This is a genomic window from Pararhizobium arenae, from assembly GCF_001931685.1.
GTDB classification, from domain to species: Bacteria; Pseudomonadota; Alphaproteobacteria; order Rhizobiales; family Rhizobiaceae; genus Pararhizobium; species Pararhizobium arenae.
On sequence record NZ_MOOY01000004.1, the window covers coordinates 304,327 to 321,294 of the forward strand.

General features: G+C 62.6%; 18 protein-coding genes and 1 riboswitch. Of the genes, 5 read left to right on the forward strand and 13 right to left on the reverse strand.

All coding sequences use genetic code 11. The features are described 5' to 3' along the window. Positions 1-897 carry a DMT family transporter gene (locus BLX89_RS10820; protein WP_075290904.1) on the reverse strand — a complete coding sequence of 299 codons (897 nt, stop codon included), beginning with the start codon at positions 895-897 and terminating at the stop codon, positions 1-3. 132 nt (positions 898-1,029) lie between these two features. Between BLX89_RS10820 and BLX89_RS10825 the strand changes: the two genes are divergently transcribed. Next, positions 1,030-1,470 carry an Lrp/AsnC family transcriptional regulator gene (locus BLX89_RS10825; RefSeq protein WP_075290905.1) on the forward strand — a complete coding sequence of 147 codons (441 nt, stop codon included), beginning with the start codon at positions 1,030-1,032 and terminating at the stop codon, positions 1,468-1,470. Positions 1,471-1,514: 44 nt separating this feature from the next. Here BLX89_RS10825 and BLX89_RS10830 read toward each other — a convergent pair whose 3' ends face one another. After that, a complete protein-coding gene (locus BLX89_RS10830) occupies positions 1,515-2,390 on the reverse strand; it encodes a GNAT family N-acetyltransferase (RefSeq protein ID WP_075290906.1) in 876 nt (291 codons plus the stop codon). Further along, positions 2,390-2,860: a dUTP diphosphatase gene (dut, locus tag BLX89_RS10835; protein WP_075290907.1), complete on the reverse strand. Its 471-nt coding sequence runs from the start codon at positions 2,858-2,860 to the stop codon at positions 2,390-2,392. The genes BLX89_RS10830 and dut overlap by 1 nt, the downstream gene beginning before the upstream one ends. Before the next feature lie 90 nt (positions 2,861-2,950). Between dut and BLX89_RS10840 the strand changes: the two genes are divergently transcribed. The 4 genes from BLX89_RS10840 (at position 2,951) to thiD (ending at position 7,037) form a co-directional block, all read left to right on the forward strand. Further along, positions 2,951-4,534, forward strand: coding sequence for a peptide chain release factor 3 (locus BLX89_RS10840; protein WP_075290908.1), 1,584 nt, complete (start codon positions 2,951-2,953; stop codon positions 4,532-4,534). 127 nt (positions 4,535-4,661) lie between these two features. Next, positions 4,662-4,758, forward strand: a riboswitch (TPP riboswitch). Between the two features lie 49 nt (positions 4,759-4,807). Beyond that, a complete protein-coding gene (gene thiM / locus BLX89_RS10845; RefSeq protein WP_075290909.1) occupies positions 4,808-5,605 on the forward strand; it encodes a hydroxyethylthiazole kinase in 798 nt (265 codons plus the stop codon). After that, positions 5,602-6,237, forward strand: a complete 636-nt coding sequence (gene thiE / locus BLX89_RS10850) for a thiamine phosphate synthase (RefSeq protein ID WP_075290910.1) — start codon at positions 5,602-5,604, stop codon at positions 6,235-6,237. The genes thiM and thiE overlap by 4 nt, the downstream gene beginning before the upstream one ends. After that, positions 6,234-7,037 (forward strand): bifunctional hydroxymethylpyrimidine kinase/phosphomethylpyrimidine kinase, encoded by an 804-nt coding sequence (gene thiD, locus BLX89_RS10855; protein ID WP_075290911.1) that lies wholly within the window; start codon positions 6,234-6,236, stop codon positions 7,035-7,037. Before thiE ends, thiD begins: the two co-directional genes overlap by 4 nt. 62 nt (positions 7,038-7,099) lie before the next feature. On the opposite strand, the gene BLX89_RS10860 is transcribed toward thiD, so the two are convergent. From BLX89_RS10860 to BLX89_RS24235, 10 genes are all read right to left on the reverse strand, one after another. Continuing rightward, positions 7,100-7,774 carry an HAD family hydrolase gene (locus tag BLX89_RS10860; RefSeq protein ID WP_075290912.1) on the reverse strand — a complete coding sequence of 225 codons (675 nt, stop codon included), beginning with the start codon at positions 7,772-7,774 and terminating at the stop codon, positions 7,100-7,102. 126 nt (positions 7,775-7,900) lie between these two features. Next, positions 7,901-8,512, reverse strand: coding sequence for a LysE family translocator (locus BLX89_RS10865; protein WP_075290913.1), 612 nt, complete (start codon positions 8,510-8,512; stop codon positions 7,901-7,903). A 76-nt stretch (positions 8,513-8,588) separates the two neighbouring features. Further along, positions 8,589-9,404: an AraC family transcriptional regulator gene (locus tag BLX89_RS10870; protein ID WP_075290914.1), complete on the reverse strand. Its 816-nt coding sequence runs from the start codon at positions 9,402-9,404 to the stop codon at positions 8,589-8,591. Then, positions 9,401-9,805 (reverse strand): GFA family protein, encoded by a 405-nt coding sequence (locus BLX89_RS10875; RefSeq protein WP_075290915.1) that lies wholly within the window; start codon positions 9,803-9,805, stop codon positions 9,401-9,403. The genes BLX89_RS10870 and BLX89_RS10875 overlap by 4 nt, the downstream gene beginning before the upstream one ends. Positions 9,806-9,837: 32 nt before the next feature. Further along, complete coding sequence (gene iolB, locus BLX89_RS10880) at positions 9,838-10,638, reverse strand: 5-deoxy-glucuronate isomerase (RefSeq protein ID WP_075290916.1); 801 nt, start codon at positions 10,636-10,638, stop codon at positions 9,838-9,840. Between the two features lie 242 nt (positions 10,639-10,880). Beyond that, a complete protein-coding gene (gene iolE / locus BLX89_RS10885; RefSeq protein ID WP_075290917.1) occupies positions 10,881-11,798 on the reverse strand; it encodes a myo-inosose-2 dehydratase in 918 nt (305 codons plus the stop codon). A 25-nt stretch (positions 11,799-11,823) separates the two neighbouring features. Next, entirely contained in the window at positions 11,824-13,677 is a 1,854-nt protein-coding gene (gene iolD, locus BLX89_RS10890; protein ID WP_075290918.1) for a 3D-(3,5/4)-trihydroxycyclohexane-1,2-dione acylhydrolase (decyclizing), read from the reverse strand. A gap of 162 nt (positions 13,678-13,839) precedes the next feature. Next, positions 13,840-15,771 carry a bifunctional 5-dehydro-2-deoxygluconokinase/5-dehydro-2-deoxyphosphogluconate aldolase gene (locus BLX89_RS10895; RefSeq protein ID WP_075290919.1) on the reverse strand — a complete coding sequence of 644 codons (1,932 nt, stop codon included), beginning with the start codon at positions 15,769-15,771 and terminating at the stop codon, positions 13,840-13,842. A gap of 93 nt (positions 15,772-15,864) precedes the next feature. After that, positions 15,865-16,704, reverse strand: a complete 840-nt coding sequence (locus BLX89_RS10900; RefSeq protein WP_075290920.1) for a MurR/RpiR family transcriptional regulator — start codon at positions 16,702-16,704, stop codon at positions 15,865-15,867. Positions 16,705-16,765: 61 nt separating this feature from the next. Continuing rightward, a complete protein-coding gene (locus tag BLX89_RS24235) occupies positions 16,766-16,960 on the reverse strand; it encodes a hypothetical protein (protein ID WP_143523580.1) in 195 nt (64 codons plus the stop codon). Positions 16,961-16,968 lie beyond the last annotated feature (8 nt).

Below are 16,968 nucleotides of genomic sequence, written 5' to 3' on the forward strand. Positions count from 1 at the left end.
TCAGCCGGCTCCTGCTGCCCCACGACGGCGCAGGAGCCGCCCCGGCCGCCAGCCAAGCGTGACACCGGCCGCCGCCAGCAGAATGACCGCCGATCCCACCATCCGCACCGGTTGCAGTTGATGACCAAGGGCGAAGCGATCGACGAGGATTGCGACCACCGGATAGAGAAACGACAGCGCCCCAGTAAGGTGAGTCGGCAGCTTCTGGATCGCGCCGTAAAGCAGCACATACATCAGCCCGGTATGCACGCCGCCGAGCAGTAGCAGGTTGGACCAGACGGCCACCGATGTCTGAAGCTCCGACAGATTGGCAAGGGGCGCCAGCATGACCGTTCCGGTGATTACCTGGATCAGCGCAATCAGATGCGGCGGCGTGCCCTTGAGCTTCTTCGCGGCAAGGGCTGCCAGCGAATAGAAGAAAGCCGCTCCCAGCGCGAGCAGTATCCCGAAAATATAATCATCTCCGCCCCCACTCTTGCCCTCCACGATCGCCAGCATGCCGAGAAAGGAGAGGCCAAGCCAGAACAGCTTTTCACCCGTCACCTTCTCGCCGAGGAAAAGCACACCGAGCCCCAGCAACATGAAGGGCTGGGTGTTGTAGACCATGGTGGCGATTGAGATCGAGGCATGGTTGTAGGAGGAGAAAAGCAGCAGCCAGTTGAGAACGATGGCCACGCCGCCGGCAACCGCGATGGCAAACGTGCGCCTCGATAGCGCCCCCTTGCGAAACAGCCCGAGTGACCAGCAGATCAACGCCAGCACCACCGCGCCGATCGCGCAGCGCCAGAAGACGACATCGATCACCGGCAGGCCGGACATCACGACAAACCAGCCGATCGTCCCCGAGATCAGCATTGCCGCTATCATTTCGAGTTGTCCGCGCCGCTCGTTTGCCATGGTTTCTTCCTCTTTGACGTTGGAGACATCATAAGGCGAGCGGAACGACGTTTACATAAACAGGAAAAGGTGAAACCCTCACATCAACTTTAATTATAAGGCACATCGCCTAGATCACCTTCCGGAGCTCTCATGCTGGACGATCTTGACCGCAAGCTTCTCAACATCCTGTCCACCAACGCCCGCATCTCGCTGAAGGAGCTGGCGGCGGAAGCCGGACTGTCCTCGCCCAGCACGGCAGAGCGCCTGCGCAAGCTTGACAAGCGCGGCGTCATCACCGGCTATACGGTGGAAGTCGACCCCGCCGCGCTGGGTTACACGCTGCAGGCGGTGGTGCGGGTGCGCCCGATGCCGGGCATGCTGCACATCGTCGAAAAGCTGATCGTGGAAACGCCGGAATTCGTGGAATGCGACAAGGTGACCGGCGACGATTGCTTTATCGCCAAGCTGCTGGTCAAGAACATGGAGCAACTGGACACGATCCTCGACCGCATAGCCGAAAAAGCCCAGACCAACACCGCGATCGTCAAATCCAGCCCGATCAAACGCCGTTTGCCGCCGTTGCTGTCTTAGGTTCAGAGTTCAGGCCTTTGACGCGTGTGGAGATGGTGACCCTCTCAAAAACCTGCCATCGGCGACAGCGCAAACAGCCGTGGTAATGGAATATCGCCTCGCACCATGAGACCGGCATAGGATTTCCGCTCCACCGGTTCTCCGGCCCAATTCAGCCTGTCCGGTGGGAAGCAGATTGTAATTTCACTGACGGCAACACCCATCACCGCGAGGATTTGCGGAAGCGTCGGTATGTCGGCGGCCACGAGATCGAGGATTGAGACGCCCGTATCGTCAGCCTGCCACGCGACGACGAAATCAAGCGCGGCGCTGTAGCTCAGTCGGATTTCAGGATCGAAGACAGTATTGAGCAGAAACATCTCACTCTGCATTGCCACGGCAAAGCTTGCCGATACAGGCGTGCGGCGCTTCAACATCCGGCTGGTCAGAGCAACATCATCGGCTCTGTTGAGATCGAGCAGTCGACCAACGGTGATGTCGTGATCCAGGGCAGGCGCTTGCCCTTTGAAGTCATATTCCGTCACCGATCGAAACCCATGGTTTTCGTAAAGCGCCGGCTTATCGGTCAGCAGCAGTTCCAGTTCGCATCCCCCTGTCTTCGCCGCCGCGAATGCCCGCTGAATCAGATCACGATAAAGCCCGCGCCCACGCCATTCCGGCCGCACCGCGCCGGATTGATAACCGATAGCGCGGACGGGCTTTCCAGCAATCACGAGCGGCATGTAAAACAGGCTGAAATTGGCGACGCAGCGGCCGGTCTCGTCGAAATAGCCGAAAGCGCGGCTCGTCGGGTCAGGGCCGCCCAGCCGGTCGAGTTGGCCGACATTGATGCCGAAGGTGTCTTGCAACAGGTCGACCAGCGCCTGCCATGCTTCGGGATCGGCAAAGTAGTCCTGACGGTAAGCGAGCCCGTCCGGCATCACACGCCGGTGGAGCCGAAGCCGCCGGTGCCGCGCAGAGTGTCCGTTGTTTCGCTTGCCTCAAAGACCGTGACCTGCGTGACCGGGGCAATGACCATCTGGGCGATCCGCATGCCGCGCTCGATGACGAAAGGCTCCGCGCCGTGATTGATCAGCAGCACCTTCACCTCGCCGCGATAGTCGCTGTCGATCGTGCCAGGGCTGTTGAGGCAGGTGATGCCGTTCTTGAAGGCAAGGCCGGAGCGCGGGCGGATCTGCGCTTCATAGCCGACCGGGATTTCGAAGATGAAGCCCGTCGGGACAAGGGCGCGTTCGCCGGGCTGCAAGGTCATCGGAGCTTCCGCATCCACCGCCGCGCGCAGGTCCATGCCGGCGGCACCCGCGGTCTCGTAAGACGGCAGATCGAGGCCCTCGCCATGGGCGAGGCGGACGAGTTTCAGGGTCGGGCGGGTTTCCGTGTGCAAGGTCATTAGGCATTACTTTGCCCTCGAAGACGTGAGGTCAATTGCAATCGCGGCCCGGAATGGCTAGATAGCCCGCAATTCCACAGGATTCATGATATGGCCGAAAGCCTCGCAGAGGCGGTTTCCCGCCGCCGTACATTCGCGATCATCGCACACCCGGACGCCGGTAAAACCACGCTCACCGAAAAGCTGCTGCTGTTCGGCGGCGCCATCCAGCTCGCTGGTGAAGTCAAGGCCAAGAAGGATCGCATCCAGACGCGATCCGACTGGATGAAGATCGAGCGCGAGCGCGGCATCTCGGTCGTGACCTCGGTCATGACCTTCGAATATGACGGCAACGTCTTCAACATTCTCGATACGCCCGGTCACGAAGACTTCGCCGACGACACCTATCGCACGCTGACGGCGGTGGATGCGGCTGTCATGGTCATCGATGCCGCCAAGGGTATCGAGCCGCGCACGCTGAAGCTTTTCGAAGTTTGCCGCATGCGCGATATCCCGATCATCACCTTCATCAACAAGATGGACCGCGAAAGCCGCGATCCCTTCGAAATCCTCGATGAGGTCGAAGAAAAGCTTGCGCTGGATACGGCCCCGATAACCTGGCCGATCGGCCGCTCGAAAACCTTCTGCGGCTCCTATCATCTGGCTGACAACACCGTGCGCGGCTCGGATACGGAAGTCGTGCCGACCAAGGTCACCGGCCCGCAGGCGGTCGCCGACCGGCTGCCGGAAAACGAGCGTCAGGCCTTTATCGACGAAACGGAACTGGCGATGGAAGCCTGCCGCCCCTTCGATCGTCAGGCTTTCCTCGAAGGCCATATGACGCCGGTGTTCTTCGGCTCGGCGCTCCGGAATTTCGGCGTGCGCGACCTCATCAACGCGCTCGGCGCCTTTGCGCCGCCGCCGCGCGATCAGGTGGCCGACGTGCGCACCGTGCATGCAGCGGAAGACCGCATGACCGCCTTCGTCTTCAAAATCCAGGCGAATATGGACCCGAACCACCGCGACCGCATCGCCTTTGCCCGCATCTGCTCCGGCAAGCTGGAGCGCGGCATGAAGGCGCGGCTGGCGCGCACCGGCAAGCAGCTGGGCCTTACCGCGCCGCAGTTCTTCTTCGCCTCGCAGCGGCAGCTGGCGGACACGGCTTACGCAGGCGATGTCGTCGGCATTCCGAACCACGGCACGCTCAGGATCGGCGATACGCTGACCGAGGGCGAGGCGCTGGTGTTTCAGGGCGTGCCGAACTTCTCGCCGGAAATCCTCCGCCGCGTGCGGCTGGAAGATGCGATGAAGGCGAAGAAGCTGAAGGAAGCGCTGCAGCAGATGGCCGAAGAGGGCGTCGTGCAGCTGTTCCAGCCGGAAGACGGCTCGCCGGCCATCGTCGGCGTTGTCGGTGCGCTGCAGCTCGACGTGCTGAAGGAGCGGCTGCAGGCGGAATATGGCCTGCCGGTGTCCTTCGACATGGCCCGCTTTTCGGTCTGCCGCTGGATATCGTCCGATCAGCCGACGGAACTGGAAAAATTCCTGACCGTCAAGCGCGGCGATATCGCCCGCGATCTCGACGGCGATCCGGTGTTCCTGGCGCAGGACAGCTTCTCGCTGCGCTATGAGGCCGAGCGGTTCCCGGCCATTAAGATGGTCGCCATCAAGGAATATCACGTCGCTAAGGCGGCGTGATTTCTGCAACCTGAAAATCGGCACCAGAAACCGTCCCTATGGACGGTTTCTTCGTTTCTGACATTACACCACCCATACCCCTCAAAAATTTCCGCGTGACAGGCCTGGTCATCTCTGCCAGAACAGGGGTGAAAGACAGGGGCGTCTGGCGAAAGCCGGGCTGAGAAGCACCCTTTGAACCTGAACCAGATCATGCTGGCGGAGGGAGTCGTTTCGGCCTGTCGTATCTTTGCGCGAGCCCTCACGTCCGCCCCCGTCTTAAAAGGGGCCGAGATGACCGAGACCATTCCCGCAAGCCAGTTGCTCACCGAGATGCGCGCGCGCGCCCCACTCGTCCAGTGCATTACCAATTACGTTGCAATGAACATCGCCGCCAATGCCCTGCTGGCGGCAGGGGCGTCGCCGGCCATGGTGCATGCACCGGAAGAGGCCGGGGAATTCGCTGCCATCGCCGGCGCGCTGACGATCAACATCGGCACGCTCTCGACGGAGTGGATTGCCGGCATGCGGGCGGCCGCAAAGGCCGCGACTGCGGCAGGCAAACCATGGGTATTCGATCCGGTCGCGCATTTTGCCACCGGCTTTCGGCGGGAAGCGACGCAGGCGCTCCTGGAACTCAAACCGACGATCATCCGCGCCAATGCCTCCGAGATCATCGCGCTCGCCGGCGGCACGGGTGCGGGCAAGGGCGTCGACAGCGGCGACTCCGTCGAGTTTGCCGAACAGTCGGCCATGCTTCTTGCACAGCAGCATCAGGCCGTGGTTGCCGTGACCGGGGAAATCGATTTCGTAACCGATGGCTCACGCTCCGTGCATGTTCATGGTGGCTCGTCGCTGATGCCGAGGATCACGGCGCTGGGATGCTCGCTCACCTGCCTCGTCGGGGCCTTCGCGGCGGTCCGGCCCGATGCACCGTTCGATGCGACGGTTGCGGCGCTTGCGACCTTTGCCGTCGCCGGCAGGGACGCCGCCAAACTGGCCGAAGGGCCAGGCTCCTTCCAGTGGCGCTTCCTCGATGCCTTGGCCGCGCTTCAGCCGGCGGCGCTCGATGCGGCGGTGACACCGGCATGAAGGGCTTCGATCTCTCGCTCTATCTGGTGCTCGATCCCGATCTCTGCGCGTCCTACGGCATGGTGGAAACGGCGCGCGCCGCTGTCGAAGGCGGCGCGACGATGGTGCAGCTACGCGACAAGACAGGCGGCACGCAAAGGATGATCGAGACTGGACTGGCATTGAGGCAGGCGCTGGCCGGCACCGGCGCGCTGCTGATCGTCAATGACGATATCGAGGCGGCCGGCCGGATCGGTGCTGACGGGCTGCACATCGGACAGGACGATGGCGATCCGGTTGCGGCTAGGGCGCGTATCGGCAACGACATGATCCTTGGCGTTTCCGTGGAGACCGTGGAAGCCGCGCGTCGGCTTGATCCGGCTGTCGTCGATTATGCCGGTATCGGCCCGGTCTTTGCGACGCCGACAAAGCCGGATCACAAGCAGCCGGTCGGGCTCGATGGATTGGCTGATCTCGTCGCGGCAAGCCCGGTTCCGTCAGTTGCGATTGGCGGATTGAAGGGCGAGCATGTGGAAGCCGTGTTGAAGACGGGCGCCGATGGGCTCGCTGTCGTCTCGGCTATCTGCGGCACACCCGATCCGCGCGCGGCGGCGCGGGCGTTGGCTGTGCTGATCGAGGGGGTGCGGCGATGATCCGCAATGTGCTTTCCATCGCCGGTTCCGATCCTTCCGGCGGCGCCGGCATCCAGGCCGATCTCAAGGCCTTTGCCGCCCGCGGGGTCTATGGCATGGCGGCCCTGACCGCCCTAACCGCGCAGAACACGCAAGGCGTGACCGGCGTTCAGGCGGTGGCACCCGCGTTTGTTGCGCAGCAAATCGCCACCGTCTTTGCCGATGTGCGTGTGGATGCGGTGAAGATCGGCATGATCGCCAATGCCGTCATTGCGCAAGCCGTGGCCGACGTTCTGGCCGGGCATCGCGATATCCCGATCGTGCTCGATCCTGTGATGATCGCCAAGGGCGGCGCGCCCCTGCTTGCCAATGACGCCGTCGAGGTACTTGTCCGGCGGTTGCTGCCGCTGGCAACGGTGATCACGCCCAATCTACCCGAGGCCGCCGCGCTGCTCGGCGAAGCCCCGGCAACGGATCGCGACGGCATGGCCGCGCAGGCCGGCCGGCTCATAACCTTGGGGCCAAAGGCCGTTCTCGTCAAAGGCGGCCATCTCGACCAAGGCGACAGCCCCGATGTGCTCGTGACGGGCCATGATATCCGCTGGTTCGAGGGTGCGCGCATTGCGACCGCGAACACTCACGGCACCGGCTGCACGCTTTCAAGCGCGCTTGCAGCGGAACTCGCCAAGGGTGCGGAGATCGGTGACGCCGTGGCGGTTGCCAAGGACTATCTGCGCGGAGCGATTGCGGCGGCGGGCGATCTTACCGTCGGCACCGGCCATGGGCCGGTGCAGCATTTTCATGCACTCTGGAAGAGCTAGAGCATTTGTTTTACGCATTCCGGACGCAAAACCGCGGCGCACTTTTGCTGGAAATGCTCTGATCAGCGATTATCCGTCAGATAAAGCTTACCGTCTTCATCTGTGGCGGCCACAATGCCTTGGTAACCATCGATGCCGGGATGGGAAGTTTCGAGCGGATGCGTGTGGGTCGTGGTGATGACCATCACGTCCGACCCCGCCGCTTCGCCCGCGAGAACGCCGGCCGCAACATCTTCGAACACCAGGCATTCCGCGGGATCGAAGCCAACGCGCTTGGCGCCGAGCAGGTAGCATTCCGGGCTCGGTTTTCCGCGCGAAACGTCTTCAGCGGTGACGATAAATTTCGGCTCCGGCAGACCGGCCGCCGCCATGCGCGCCTTGGCAAGCCGGATCGGCGAGGAGGTGACGATCGCCCAGCGATCGGCCGGCAGGCTTTTCACGAAATCGATGGCGCCGGGGATCGGCATGACGCCAGCGATGTCGTCGATCTCATCCTGCGTCACCCGCGCGGCTTCGGCCACCGGATCGACGCCGGGCAGCCCGAGCTGGCGAATGGTATCCACGCCCCGCTTGCCGTGCATGGTCGGCAGGAAGGTCGCGACATCCAGCCCGTGGCGTTCGGCCCAGCGGCTCCAGACGCGCTCGGCGGCCGCGATCGAGTTCAGCAAGGTGCCGTCCATATCGAACAGGAAGGCGGAATATTTCTTGCCGAAAACCGGCGATGTGGCGGAAGACACTTGGGGCTTGCTCCTTGATGATCAGCGCGTGGCCTTCGAATACGAAGTTTTGCGCGAAGGATCAAACGGATATCGCCCCTTGGCGGGTCTATTGATGGGCTTTCGACGCGTTGCAGCCAACATGTATCACCGTCCCCCAAGCGCCAGTCGCAGGCCCATCAGACCGAAGGCGGCGGCAAAGGACCGGCGCAGCCAGAGGGTAACGGTCGGTCGGGCCACGATCCGGCTGCGGGCCGCCGCTGCAAAGAGGCCGTAAATGACGAAGACGATGAAGGTGAGCGCCATGAAGACGAGGGCCAGGCCAAGCATCGCCATGGTCTGGTTGGCGGCATCGACCGCCACGAACTGCGGCAGGAAGGCGAGGAAGAACAAGGACAGTTTTGGGTTCAGGATGTTGAGCAGGAACCCGGTGGCAATGGTGCGGGTGGCCGAGAGATGCGGGGCGTTTTCCTTGACCTGCAGGCTTTGCGTATCCCTGGCCACCAGCCAGGCCATGTACAACAGGTAAGCGACGCCGAGATATTTGACGATCTCGAAGGCAAGCGCGCTGGTGTGAAGCAGCGCCGCGAGGCCGACGATGCTCGCGGCGAGGTGCGGGAGGATGCCGAGCGTGCAGCCCAGGGCAGCAAGAATACTGCCGCGTATGCCGCCATTCAGACCGCAGGCGAGTGTGTAGAGCACGCCGGTGCCCGGCAGCAGGATGACAATCAGGGACGTGAAGATATAGTCGAGGCTCATGGCAGGCTCCGGGATCGAGAAAGAAACTCATTGAAGCGGAGACAGGCCCTGCGGGTCTTGAACGGAATTGCAGGGCTCAAAGGGAGGCGGCTAATGCGCCGGGGCTGAAGCCGAAGAACCGGGCGAAGAGACGGGTCATGTGGCTCTGGTCGGAGAAGCCGCTGGTCGCCGCGGCTTCGGCAAGCGGCGTGCCCTCGCGGATCAGGCGTCGCGCCATGCTGAGGCGGCGCTGGATGATATAGGCATGTGGCGTTAGGCCTGTCGCTTGGGTGAAAGCACGCAGGATCTGATAGCGGCTGAGGCCGCTCGCCTCGGCGAGATCGGCCAGGGAAACCGCGACGGCCGGATCGTCGTCGATCAGGGCGCGGGCGTGGCGGACGGAGGCGGGCACGCCGGGGGTGGCGGCGCGGCGTAACAGCAGGGTGGCGCAGGTTTCGAGCAGCCATTCTTCTGCGGCCATGATGTAGGTTTCGTCCGCCGCGGCAAGCCGGCCCGTGATGATCCCGTAAACCCGGGCGAAATCGGAAGCGATGGCGGTATTGCGGATGACGGGGTCGGAAAACTCCGCTTCCGAAAACTTCTGATCACTGACATCGCGACAGGCCTCGCTCACCAGATCGGTTTCGAGATAAAGCATATGCCAGGCGCGGCCGTGGTCGCCGATCGGCAGACCGTCGTGGATTTCACCGGGATTGACCGTGATGACATCGCCGGCGCCGGCCTCGACCGGGCCTCGACCGCTGGCCGAGCGCTGGGCGCCGCGGCGAATGAGGCCAATGCCGAAGGTTTCATGCATGTGGCGCGGAAAGCTCTGGCCCGTATCGGCCTCCACCGCTTCCGTGCCCCGCAGCAGGCTGCGTGCGACAATCGTTTTGGTCGGGACCGCGCTCATTCGCCCGGGCTTCCCGGCAAGCCTTCGATCGAAGCGCTCCAGGGCAGAGCCGAGGCGCACCATTTCTGCTTTGTCGGCGCAAGATCGCGCCGCTGGTTGACTGTTCCGAGGCGAATGCCGATTTCGGCTGCGTCCTCGCCCGTACCCGTCGTATAGACCGGCGCGCCGCAATTGGGGCAGAACATCTGGTAGCGCCGGCGGCCATTGTCGCCATGCTTCACGTAGATCTTCGGCGCGCCGCCGGTGAGGTCGAACTCCGTGAGAGCGCAACTGACCGTGACGCGATAGGCGCTGCCCGTCAGCTGCTGGCAATCGGTGCAATGGCAGATGGAGACGTTTTCCGGGTTGATTTCCGCCTCGTAGGTGATCAGCCCGCAATGGCATTGTCCGTCGATCTTCATGACCTCACCTCCATTGACGGGAAGATAGCGCGTCAGACCCCGGTGAAAAGCCAGGCATGCTCTGGGGCATTGTGAAATTTCCAGATGCGTGACGGGCCGGCCATGACGTTGAGATAATAGAGATCGTAACCATGGATGGCAGCCACGGGGTGATACCCCTTCGGCACCAGCGTCACATCGCCATCCTCCACCGCCATGGTCTCGTCCAGCGAGCGGTCGTCGGTATAGACGCGCTGCATGGCAAAGCCTTGAGACGGGTTGAGCCGGTGGTAATAAGTCTCTTCAAGGAAACTCTGGGCCGGCAGGTCGTCCTCGTCGTGCCGGTGCGGCGGGTAGGAGGATGTATGCCCGCCGGGGGTGATAACTTCCACCACGAGAAGCGAATGGGCGGAGTTGTCGTCTTCCGGCATGATGTTGGTGACATAGCGGGTATTTGTCGCCTTGCCGCGGGTCATCTGCGGGTGGGTGCCGGGACGGATCACCTTGGCTTCATATCCTTCCCCACCCGGCGCGGAGCAGATGGCAAGCTCGAGCGCTGTAGTCGCCTTGACCTGCCAGCTGCTGCCCTTTGGCACATAGACCGCATAGGGCTGGCCTTCGAAGGGTGTCATGCGCTCGCCGAGTTCGCCGAAATCCTCGCCATCGACCGAAACCTCCGCTTTGCCGGAGACGAGCACGAGGCAGACTTCCTTGTCCCCCGTCTCGCCGCTGGAGCTTTCGCCCGTTGCTAGACGATCGAGCGCGAAGCCGACATAGGTCCAGCCGGCATTTTCCGGCGTGATATCGTGCACGCGGCCGGTGTTGCCCTTGGGTTTCACGAGCAGGTTTGGCATGGTGGTCTCCTGTCAATGTTTTCAGGCGGGGGATTACCCCCTCACCAAGTGCGCCCAGCGTTCGACTACGTCTTACGCGGGCTTACTATCCTCTCCCACAAGGGGAGAGGTGGGGTACCACGATCACTGCTCCGCATATAGGGCAGGGGCGGTGCGGCGGGTTTTCCTCTCCCCTTGTGGGAGAGGATATGAAGGCCGGGTGAGCGTTCGCGAACCCTTGGCCGAAGTTGGTGAGGGGATACTCAGCCCTTCGGAAAACCTTCCGTTTCCACCGTGTAGCCGGCAGCCGTCATGACGCGCATCAGTTCGGTATAGCCGATCTCCGCCATCTTCTGCGGCGGCGATTTGCGCGGGTCCTGTTCGGCCTCGACCACGAACCAGCCCTCATAGCCATAATCCGCAAAGCGCTGGACGATGGCGCCGAAATCGAGCGAGCCGTCACCCGGCACTGTGAACGCGCCCAGCGCCACCGCATCGAGGAAGGATTGTCTGCTGCGATCCAGATTATAAACAACCGACTGGCGGATGTCCTTCACATGCACATGGTTGATGCGGGCATGGTGATTGTCGATGGCGCGCAGGACATCGCCGCCAGCGAAGGCGAGATGCCCGGCATCGAGCAGCAGCGGGATGCCTTCTCCGGAGTTCTTCATGAAGGCATCGAGCTCCGGCTCGGTTTCGACCACAGCGGCCATGTGGTGGTGGTAGGAGAGCGGCATGCCCTGCTCGGCGCACCATTCGCCGAATTCGGTGACGCGCCGCGCATAGGCCTTCATCTCGTCATCGCCCAGCCGCGGCTTGGTGGCGAGCGGCCTGGAGCGGTCGCCCTGGATCGAGCGGCCGACTTCGCCATAGACGATGCAGGGCGCGTTGACGGCCTTGAACAGCTCGATCATCGGCGCGATGCGATCCTTGTTGGCCGAGAGTTCCTCATCGACCAGAGTGCCGGAGAACCAGCCGCCGCAGAGCGTCACGTCCGCCGCGCGCAGGATCGGCAGCATCTCGCCGGGATTGTTGGGGAATCGGCGGCCCTGCTCCATGCCGGTGAAGCCGGCGCTGCGGGACTGGCGCAGGCATTCCTCGAGCGACACGTCGTCGCTGAGTTCGGGAAGGTCGTCGTTCCACCAGGCGATGGGCGACATGCCGAGTTTGGCTTTCATGTAAATTCTCCTTGGTGATCGGGCGTCAGCCGAAGCGTTGGGCAAGCAGCGCCTTTTCGTAAGCCTTGCGCGCCTCGTTGACCGAAGAGCGCTCGGAGACTTCCGGCACGGCGACATCCCACCAGTGGCCGCCTTCATCCGTGGTGATCAGCGGATCGGTGTCGATGACGATGACGGTGGTGCGGGTCTCGCTGGCCGTTTCCTTGAGCGCGGTTTCCAGTTCGCCGATGGACGAGACCTTACGGCTCACAGCACCCATCGCAGCCGCATGGGCGGCGAAATCGATGCCGGGCAGCGTGACGTGGTGGGTGTCCTTCAACAGATTGTTGAAGTTCGCGCCGCCGGTCGCCATCTGCAGGCGGTTGATGCAGCCATAGCCTGCGTTGTCGAGCAGCACGATCGTCAGCTTCGCGCCGAGCATGATCGAGGAGGCGATTTCGGCATTCAGCATCATGTAGCTGCCGTCACCGACCATGACGATGACGTCGCTCTCCGGCTTGGCCAACTTGACGCCGAGGCCGCCGGCGATCTCGTAGCCCATGGTCGAGAAACCATATTCCATATGGTAGCTGCCCGGGCCTTCCGCCTGCCAGAGCTTGTGCAACTCGCCCGGCAGGCCTCCGGCGGCGCAGACCAGCGTGGTTGATGCGCTGGAGCGGGCGCGCTGAACGGCGCCGATGACCTGCGCGTCGGAGGGGAGCGCGGAATTGGTTGTTGCGGTCGCCTTGTCGGCGGCCTTCAGCCACTCGGTCTTCAGCGCCTTCGCCTTGTCGGTCCAGGCGGCGTCGGCCTTGTGATGGCCGAGACCAGCGCTCAGCGCGTCCAGACCTTCGCGGGCATCGGCAACGAGCGGCAGGCTTTCATGTTTGGCGGCATCGAAGGGCTGCACATTGAGACCGACGATCTTCAGGTCGTCGTTCTTGAACAGACCCCAAGAGCCGGTGGTAAAATCCTGCAGGCGGGAGCCGACGGCGAGCACCACGTCCGCGGTCTCGGTCAGTACATTTGAGGCCGAGGTGCCGGTGACACCGACGGAGCCCATGTTGAGCGGATGGCTGTGCGGCAGGGATGATTTTCCGGCCTGGGTTTCGACGACGGGAATTCCGTGCTTTTCGGCAAAGGCTGCAAGGGCTGAGCTTGCCTCGGCATAAAGCACGCCGCCGCCAGCGATGATGACCGGGTTCTTGGCGGCCTTGAGCGCTGCGATGGCGGAAGCGAGTTCGTCGGCATCCGGGCGAATGCGGCGGGGCAGCCAGACTTTTTCGTCGAAGAAGTTTTCGGGGTAATCGTAAGCTTCGGCCTGCACATCCTGGCAGAGCGAGAGCGTGACCGGTCCGCAATCGGCGGGATCGGTCAGTACCTGCATGGCGCGGCGCAGCGCCGGGATGATCTGTTCTGGGCGAGTGATGCGGTCGAAATAGCGGGAGACCGGGCGGAAGCAGTCATTGGCTGAGATCGTGCCATCGCCAAACCCTTCAACCTGCTGCAGCACCGGATCGGGGCGGCGGTTGGCAAAGACGTCGCCGGGCAGGAGCAGCACCGGCAGGCGGTTCACATGGGCGAGCGCGGCTGATGTCACCATGTTGAGGGCACCCGGACCGATGGAGGTGGTGCAGGCCATGAAGCGGCGGCGGAAGCTGGCTTTCGCGAAGGCGATTGCGGCATTGGCCATGCCCTGCTCGTTCTGGCCGCGATAGGTGGGCAGCGTCTCCTTGATCGCATGCAGCGCCTCGCCGACACCGGCGACATTGCCGTGGCCGAAAATGGCAAAGACGCCGCCGAAGATTGGCAGCTTCTCGCCATCGATGATCGTCATCTGCCGCGTCAGGAACCGCGCCACGGCTTGCGCCATGGTCAGGCGGATGGTTTTCGGGGCCATTGTCTTCTCCTCCCTGTTCTGTCGTCCCCTCTCCCCGTTCACGGGGAGAGGGCTAGGGTGAGGGGCAATGCCTCCTCACTCGTAATGTCTCGGTGTATGCCCCTCATCCGGCCTGTCGGCCACCTTCTCCCCGCACGCGGGGAGAAGGGACAAGCGGCGGCCTCACGCCGCTTTCGTCTCTCCCAGCCCCTGCCACAGCTCGACCAGCGCACCAAAGCGGCTTGCCATATCGGCGATCGCGGCTTCGTCATCGATCGATCCCGAAAGCCACGCCTTGGCGGCATCGGCAAAGATGGTGCGCCCCACAGCGAAACCCTTGACGGTGCGGGCGCCCTTGGCAGCGGCGAAACCTTCTTTCAACGCCTCATAAGGCGCTTCCAAACCGAGCAGCACCACGCCACGGCAGAGCGGGTCGCGGGTTTCGATCACCGTGTCGATGGCCGCCCAGGCGGCGCGGCTGGCCTGAGGCTCAAGCTTCCACCAATCCGGCTTCAGGCCTTCGTCGTAAAGCTCGGTCAGCGCACGAGCGGCCGTATCATCAGTCAGCGGGCCGTGTTTGCTGGCGATGATCTCGATCAGGATTTCGCGGCCGACCTTGCGGGCGGCTTCGAAGGCCGAACGCAGCTTGGCGATCTGGGTTGCCTTCAGTTCAGCGGGATCGTCGGGGTGGTAGAAGCTCAGGACCTTGATGCAGTGATCGATGGGCCAGTCGATCAGACGGCTGCCGAGATCCTGGCTGAATTCGAATTGCAGCGGCCGGGAGCCGGGAAGCTCGATCGGCTTGCCGATCCAGAAGTCGCGGTTCTTCGCGGCGGCAAACAGGGCTTCGCGACCGTATTTGTCATCGATCAGCATGCCGAAGCCGGGACGCCCGGCGGCGATGCGCTCGGCGGCCCGGACAGCCAGAACCTTGAAGGCGGGGATGCGGGCAAGCTTTTCAGCATCGCCGGCAGCCAGATCTTCCAGCTGGATGCGGTGATCGATGGCGAGTGCCATCAGGTCAGGAATTTCGCGGCGGCGGGTGGTCGCCCAGTGAACGTGGTTGATCGCCTCGTCCTTGCGCAGCGCCTTTTCCGTGCTGCCGTTTTCGAGGAAGAACTGGAGTTCCGTCCAAGTCGGGATTTCAGGCGCGCAGAGCAGGCGGGAAACGGCGAAAGCACCGCAGGCATTGGCCCAGGTGGCAGACGTCGCATGGGGCTCGCCGCGCAGCCAGCCGCGCAGGAAGCCGGACATGAAGGCATCGCCGGCGCCGAGAACGTTGTAGACCTCGATCGGAAAGCCCTTGCCGACGATGCCCTGTTCCAGATCGTCCGGCACCGGGCCGTCATAGACGATGCAGCCCATGGGGCCGCGCTTCAAGACGATGGTGGCCGACGAATTGGCGCGGATGGTTTTCAGCGCCGAGAGCAGGTCCCCTTCGCCCGAGGCGATCAGCACTTCCTCTTCGGTGCCGACGATGAGGTCGCAATCGGCAAGCACCGTCTTCAGGTGAGCGGAGACGCGCTCGGAGGCGATATAGCGGTTGTCGCCGGCATCGTGGCCGGCAAGACCCCAGAGGTTCGGACGGTAATCAATATCGAACACGACCTTGCCGCCATTGGCCTTGGCGATGCGGATCGCCTTGCGCTGGGCGGCGTCGGTATGCGGCTTGGAGAAATGCGTGCCGGTGACGAGGATGGCGCGGGAGGAGCGGATGAAGTCCTCATTGATATCGTCTTCGCACAGCGCATTGTCGGCGCAGTTGTCGCGGTAGAAGAGCAGCGGGAAGGAATGGTCGCTTTCGACGGAGAGGATGGCGAGCGCCGTCAACCGTTCGGGATCGGTGACAATACCGGCGGTCTCAACACCCTCACGCGTCAGCTGTTCGCGAATGAAGCGGCCCATCTGCTCCTTGCCGACGCGGGTGACGAGCGCAGACTTCAGGCCAAGGCGCGCGGTGCCGACGGAGATATTCGTCGGGCAGCCGCCAACGGACTTGGCGAAGCTTGCGACATCCTCCAGCCGCGTGCCGATCTGCTGACCGTAGAGATCAACGGAGGCGCGGCCGATGGTGATGATATCAAGTGGCTTCGATGTGTCGTTCGTCTCACTCATATCTTCCTCCCGGCAGTCTTTATTGGCGCTGAGGCCTTAACGGGATGAAACATAGGTTCCGACATTAAGTCAATATGGAATTTTCATTCCATTTCATTTCACCGCGTTCTGCTGGCGCTTTTCCGCGACCGCGACCGTCAGCGCCATGGCGAACGCCATGCTGGCGGAGAGCGAGCGGAAACCGGTATGATCGGCTTCAGCCAGTTCGAACCAGACGGTAGAGCACTCGGCCAGCGGCGAAAAGACGGAATCGGTGAGCGACACGACGGGGATATCCTTGCCGGAAACGGCCAGCGCCTGGCTGATGGTTTCCGCCGCATAGGGCGCAAAGCTGACAGCAAAGGCGGCATCGCTTTCGCCCGCGAAAGCCAGCATGTCATCATCGATGCCGGCGGCGGTGCCGACCAGCTGGCAGCGGATTTTCAACTTGCCGAAGGCATACGCCATATAGCTGGTGATCGGATAGGCACGGCGCTTGGCGATGAGATAGATGGTGGCGGCATTGGCGAGAATGCTGACCGCCCTGTCGAAGCGCACGGGATCGATGGCCGACGTCAGCGCATTGAGAGATTTGTGACCCGCAGCGATGAAGCCATTGAGGATCGCGCCGCTTTCCAGCTCGTCATTTCCCTTTTCCGCAAGTGCGCGCAAACGCTCGTCATAGCCCGGTGCGCGTTCCCGCAGGCGGGCGCGAAAAATCTGCTGCAGGCTGGAAAAACCCTCGAAGCCAAAATGCTGCGCGAAACGCACCAGCGTCGATGGCTGGACATCGGCAGACACGGCAATGCTGGCGGCGGTGCCGAAGGCGATTTCATCAGGATTATCGAGCGCATAGGCCGCCACCTGCTTCAGCCGCTTGGGCAGTACGGCCTTACGCTGGAGGATCGCCGTCTTCAGCGCCTCGAAATCCTGCGGAACCTGCTCGTTGCTCATCGTTTCCCCTTGCCTGAGATGTAAGGGTTTTAGCGGATCGCGAGGAAAGAGAACAGAATATTCATTCCATTTCCAAGAATGTTTTTTCCAGATGCGTGTTTCCGGCGGAACCGGCGTTTGCCGCAAAATCGGCTATCTCTGCCTTATCGCTAACACCAAGCCCGTTCGTTAACGCATTTTTACGGTTTTGCGTTGAATGATCGGTTGAAATCATGGTTAACCAACCGTCAATGGCAGCGTGCTTCGTTGCCGACATGGAGTGCA

What these genes read in the sequence shown, in the direction of transcription:
- BLX89_RS10840 (WP_075290908.1), top strand. Translation starts at nt 2,951, where the DNA reads ATGGCCGAAAGCCTCGCAGAGGCGGTTTCCCGCCGCCGTACATTCGCG.
- thiM (WP_075290909.1), top strand. Translation starts at nt 4,808, where the DNA reads ATGACCGAGACCATTCCCGCAAGCCAGTTGCTCACCGAGATGCGCGCG.
- thiD (WP_075290911.1), top strand. Translation starts at nt 6,234, where the DNA reads ATGATCCGCAATGTGCTTTCCATCGCCGGTTCCGATCCTTCCGGCGGC.
- BLX89_RS10875 (WP_075290915.1), bottom strand. Translation starts at nt 9,805, where the DNA reads ATGAAGATCGACGGACAATGCCATTGCGGGCTGATCACCTACGAGGCG.
- iolE (WP_075290917.1), bottom strand. Translation starts at nt 11,798, where the DNA reads ATGAAAGCCAAACTCGGCATGTCGCCCATCGCCTGGTGGAACGACGAC.
- thiE (WP_075290910.1), top strand. Translation starts at nt 5,602, where the DNA reads ATGAAGGGCTTCGATCTCTCGCTCTATCTGGTGCTCGATCCCGATCTC.
- iolD (WP_075290918.1), bottom strand. Translation starts at nt 13,677, where the DNA reads ATGGCCCCGAAAACCATCCGCCTGACCATGGCGCAAGCCGTGGCGCGG.
- BLX89_RS10900 (WP_075290920.1), bottom strand. Translation starts at nt 16,704, where the DNA reads ATGAGCAACGAGCAGGTTCCGCAGGATTTCGAGGCGCTGAAGACGGCG.
- BLX89_RS10895 (WP_075290919.1), bottom strand. Translation starts at nt 15,771, where the DNA reads ATGAGTGAGACGAACGACACATCGAAGCCACTTGATATCATCACCATC.
- dut (WP_075290907.1), bottom strand. Translation starts at nt 2,860, where the DNA reads ATGACCTTGCACACGGAAACCCGCCCGACCCTGAAACTCGTCCGCCTC.
- BLX89_RS24235 (WP_143523580.1), bottom strand. Translation starts at nt 16,960, where the DNA reads ATGTCGGCAACGAAGCACGCTGCCATTGACGGTTGGTTAACCATGATT.
- BLX89_RS10825 (WP_075290905.1), top strand. Translation starts at nt 1,030, where the DNA reads ATGCTGGACGATCTTGACCGCAAGCTTCTCAACATCCTGTCCACCAAC.
- BLX89_RS10820 (WP_075290904.1), bottom strand. Translation starts at nt 897, where the DNA reads ATGGCAAACGAGCGGCGCGGACAACTCGAAATGATAGCGGCAATGCTG.
- BLX89_RS10865 (WP_075290913.1), bottom strand. Translation starts at nt 8,512, where the DNA reads ATGAGCCTCGACTATATCTTCACGTCCCTGATTGTCATCCTGCTGCCG.
- iolB (WP_075290916.1), bottom strand. Translation starts at nt 10,638, where the DNA reads ATGCCAAACCTGCTCGTGAAACCCAAGGGCAACACCGGCCGCGTGCAC.
- BLX89_RS10870 (WP_075290914.1), bottom strand. Translation starts at nt 9,404, where the DNA reads ATGAGCGCGGTCCCGACCAAAACGATTGTCGCACGCAGCCTGCTGCGG.
- BLX89_RS10830 (WP_075290906.1), bottom strand. Translation starts at nt 2,390, where the DNA reads ATGCCGGACGGGCTCGCTTACCGTCAGGACTACTTTGCCGATCCCGAA.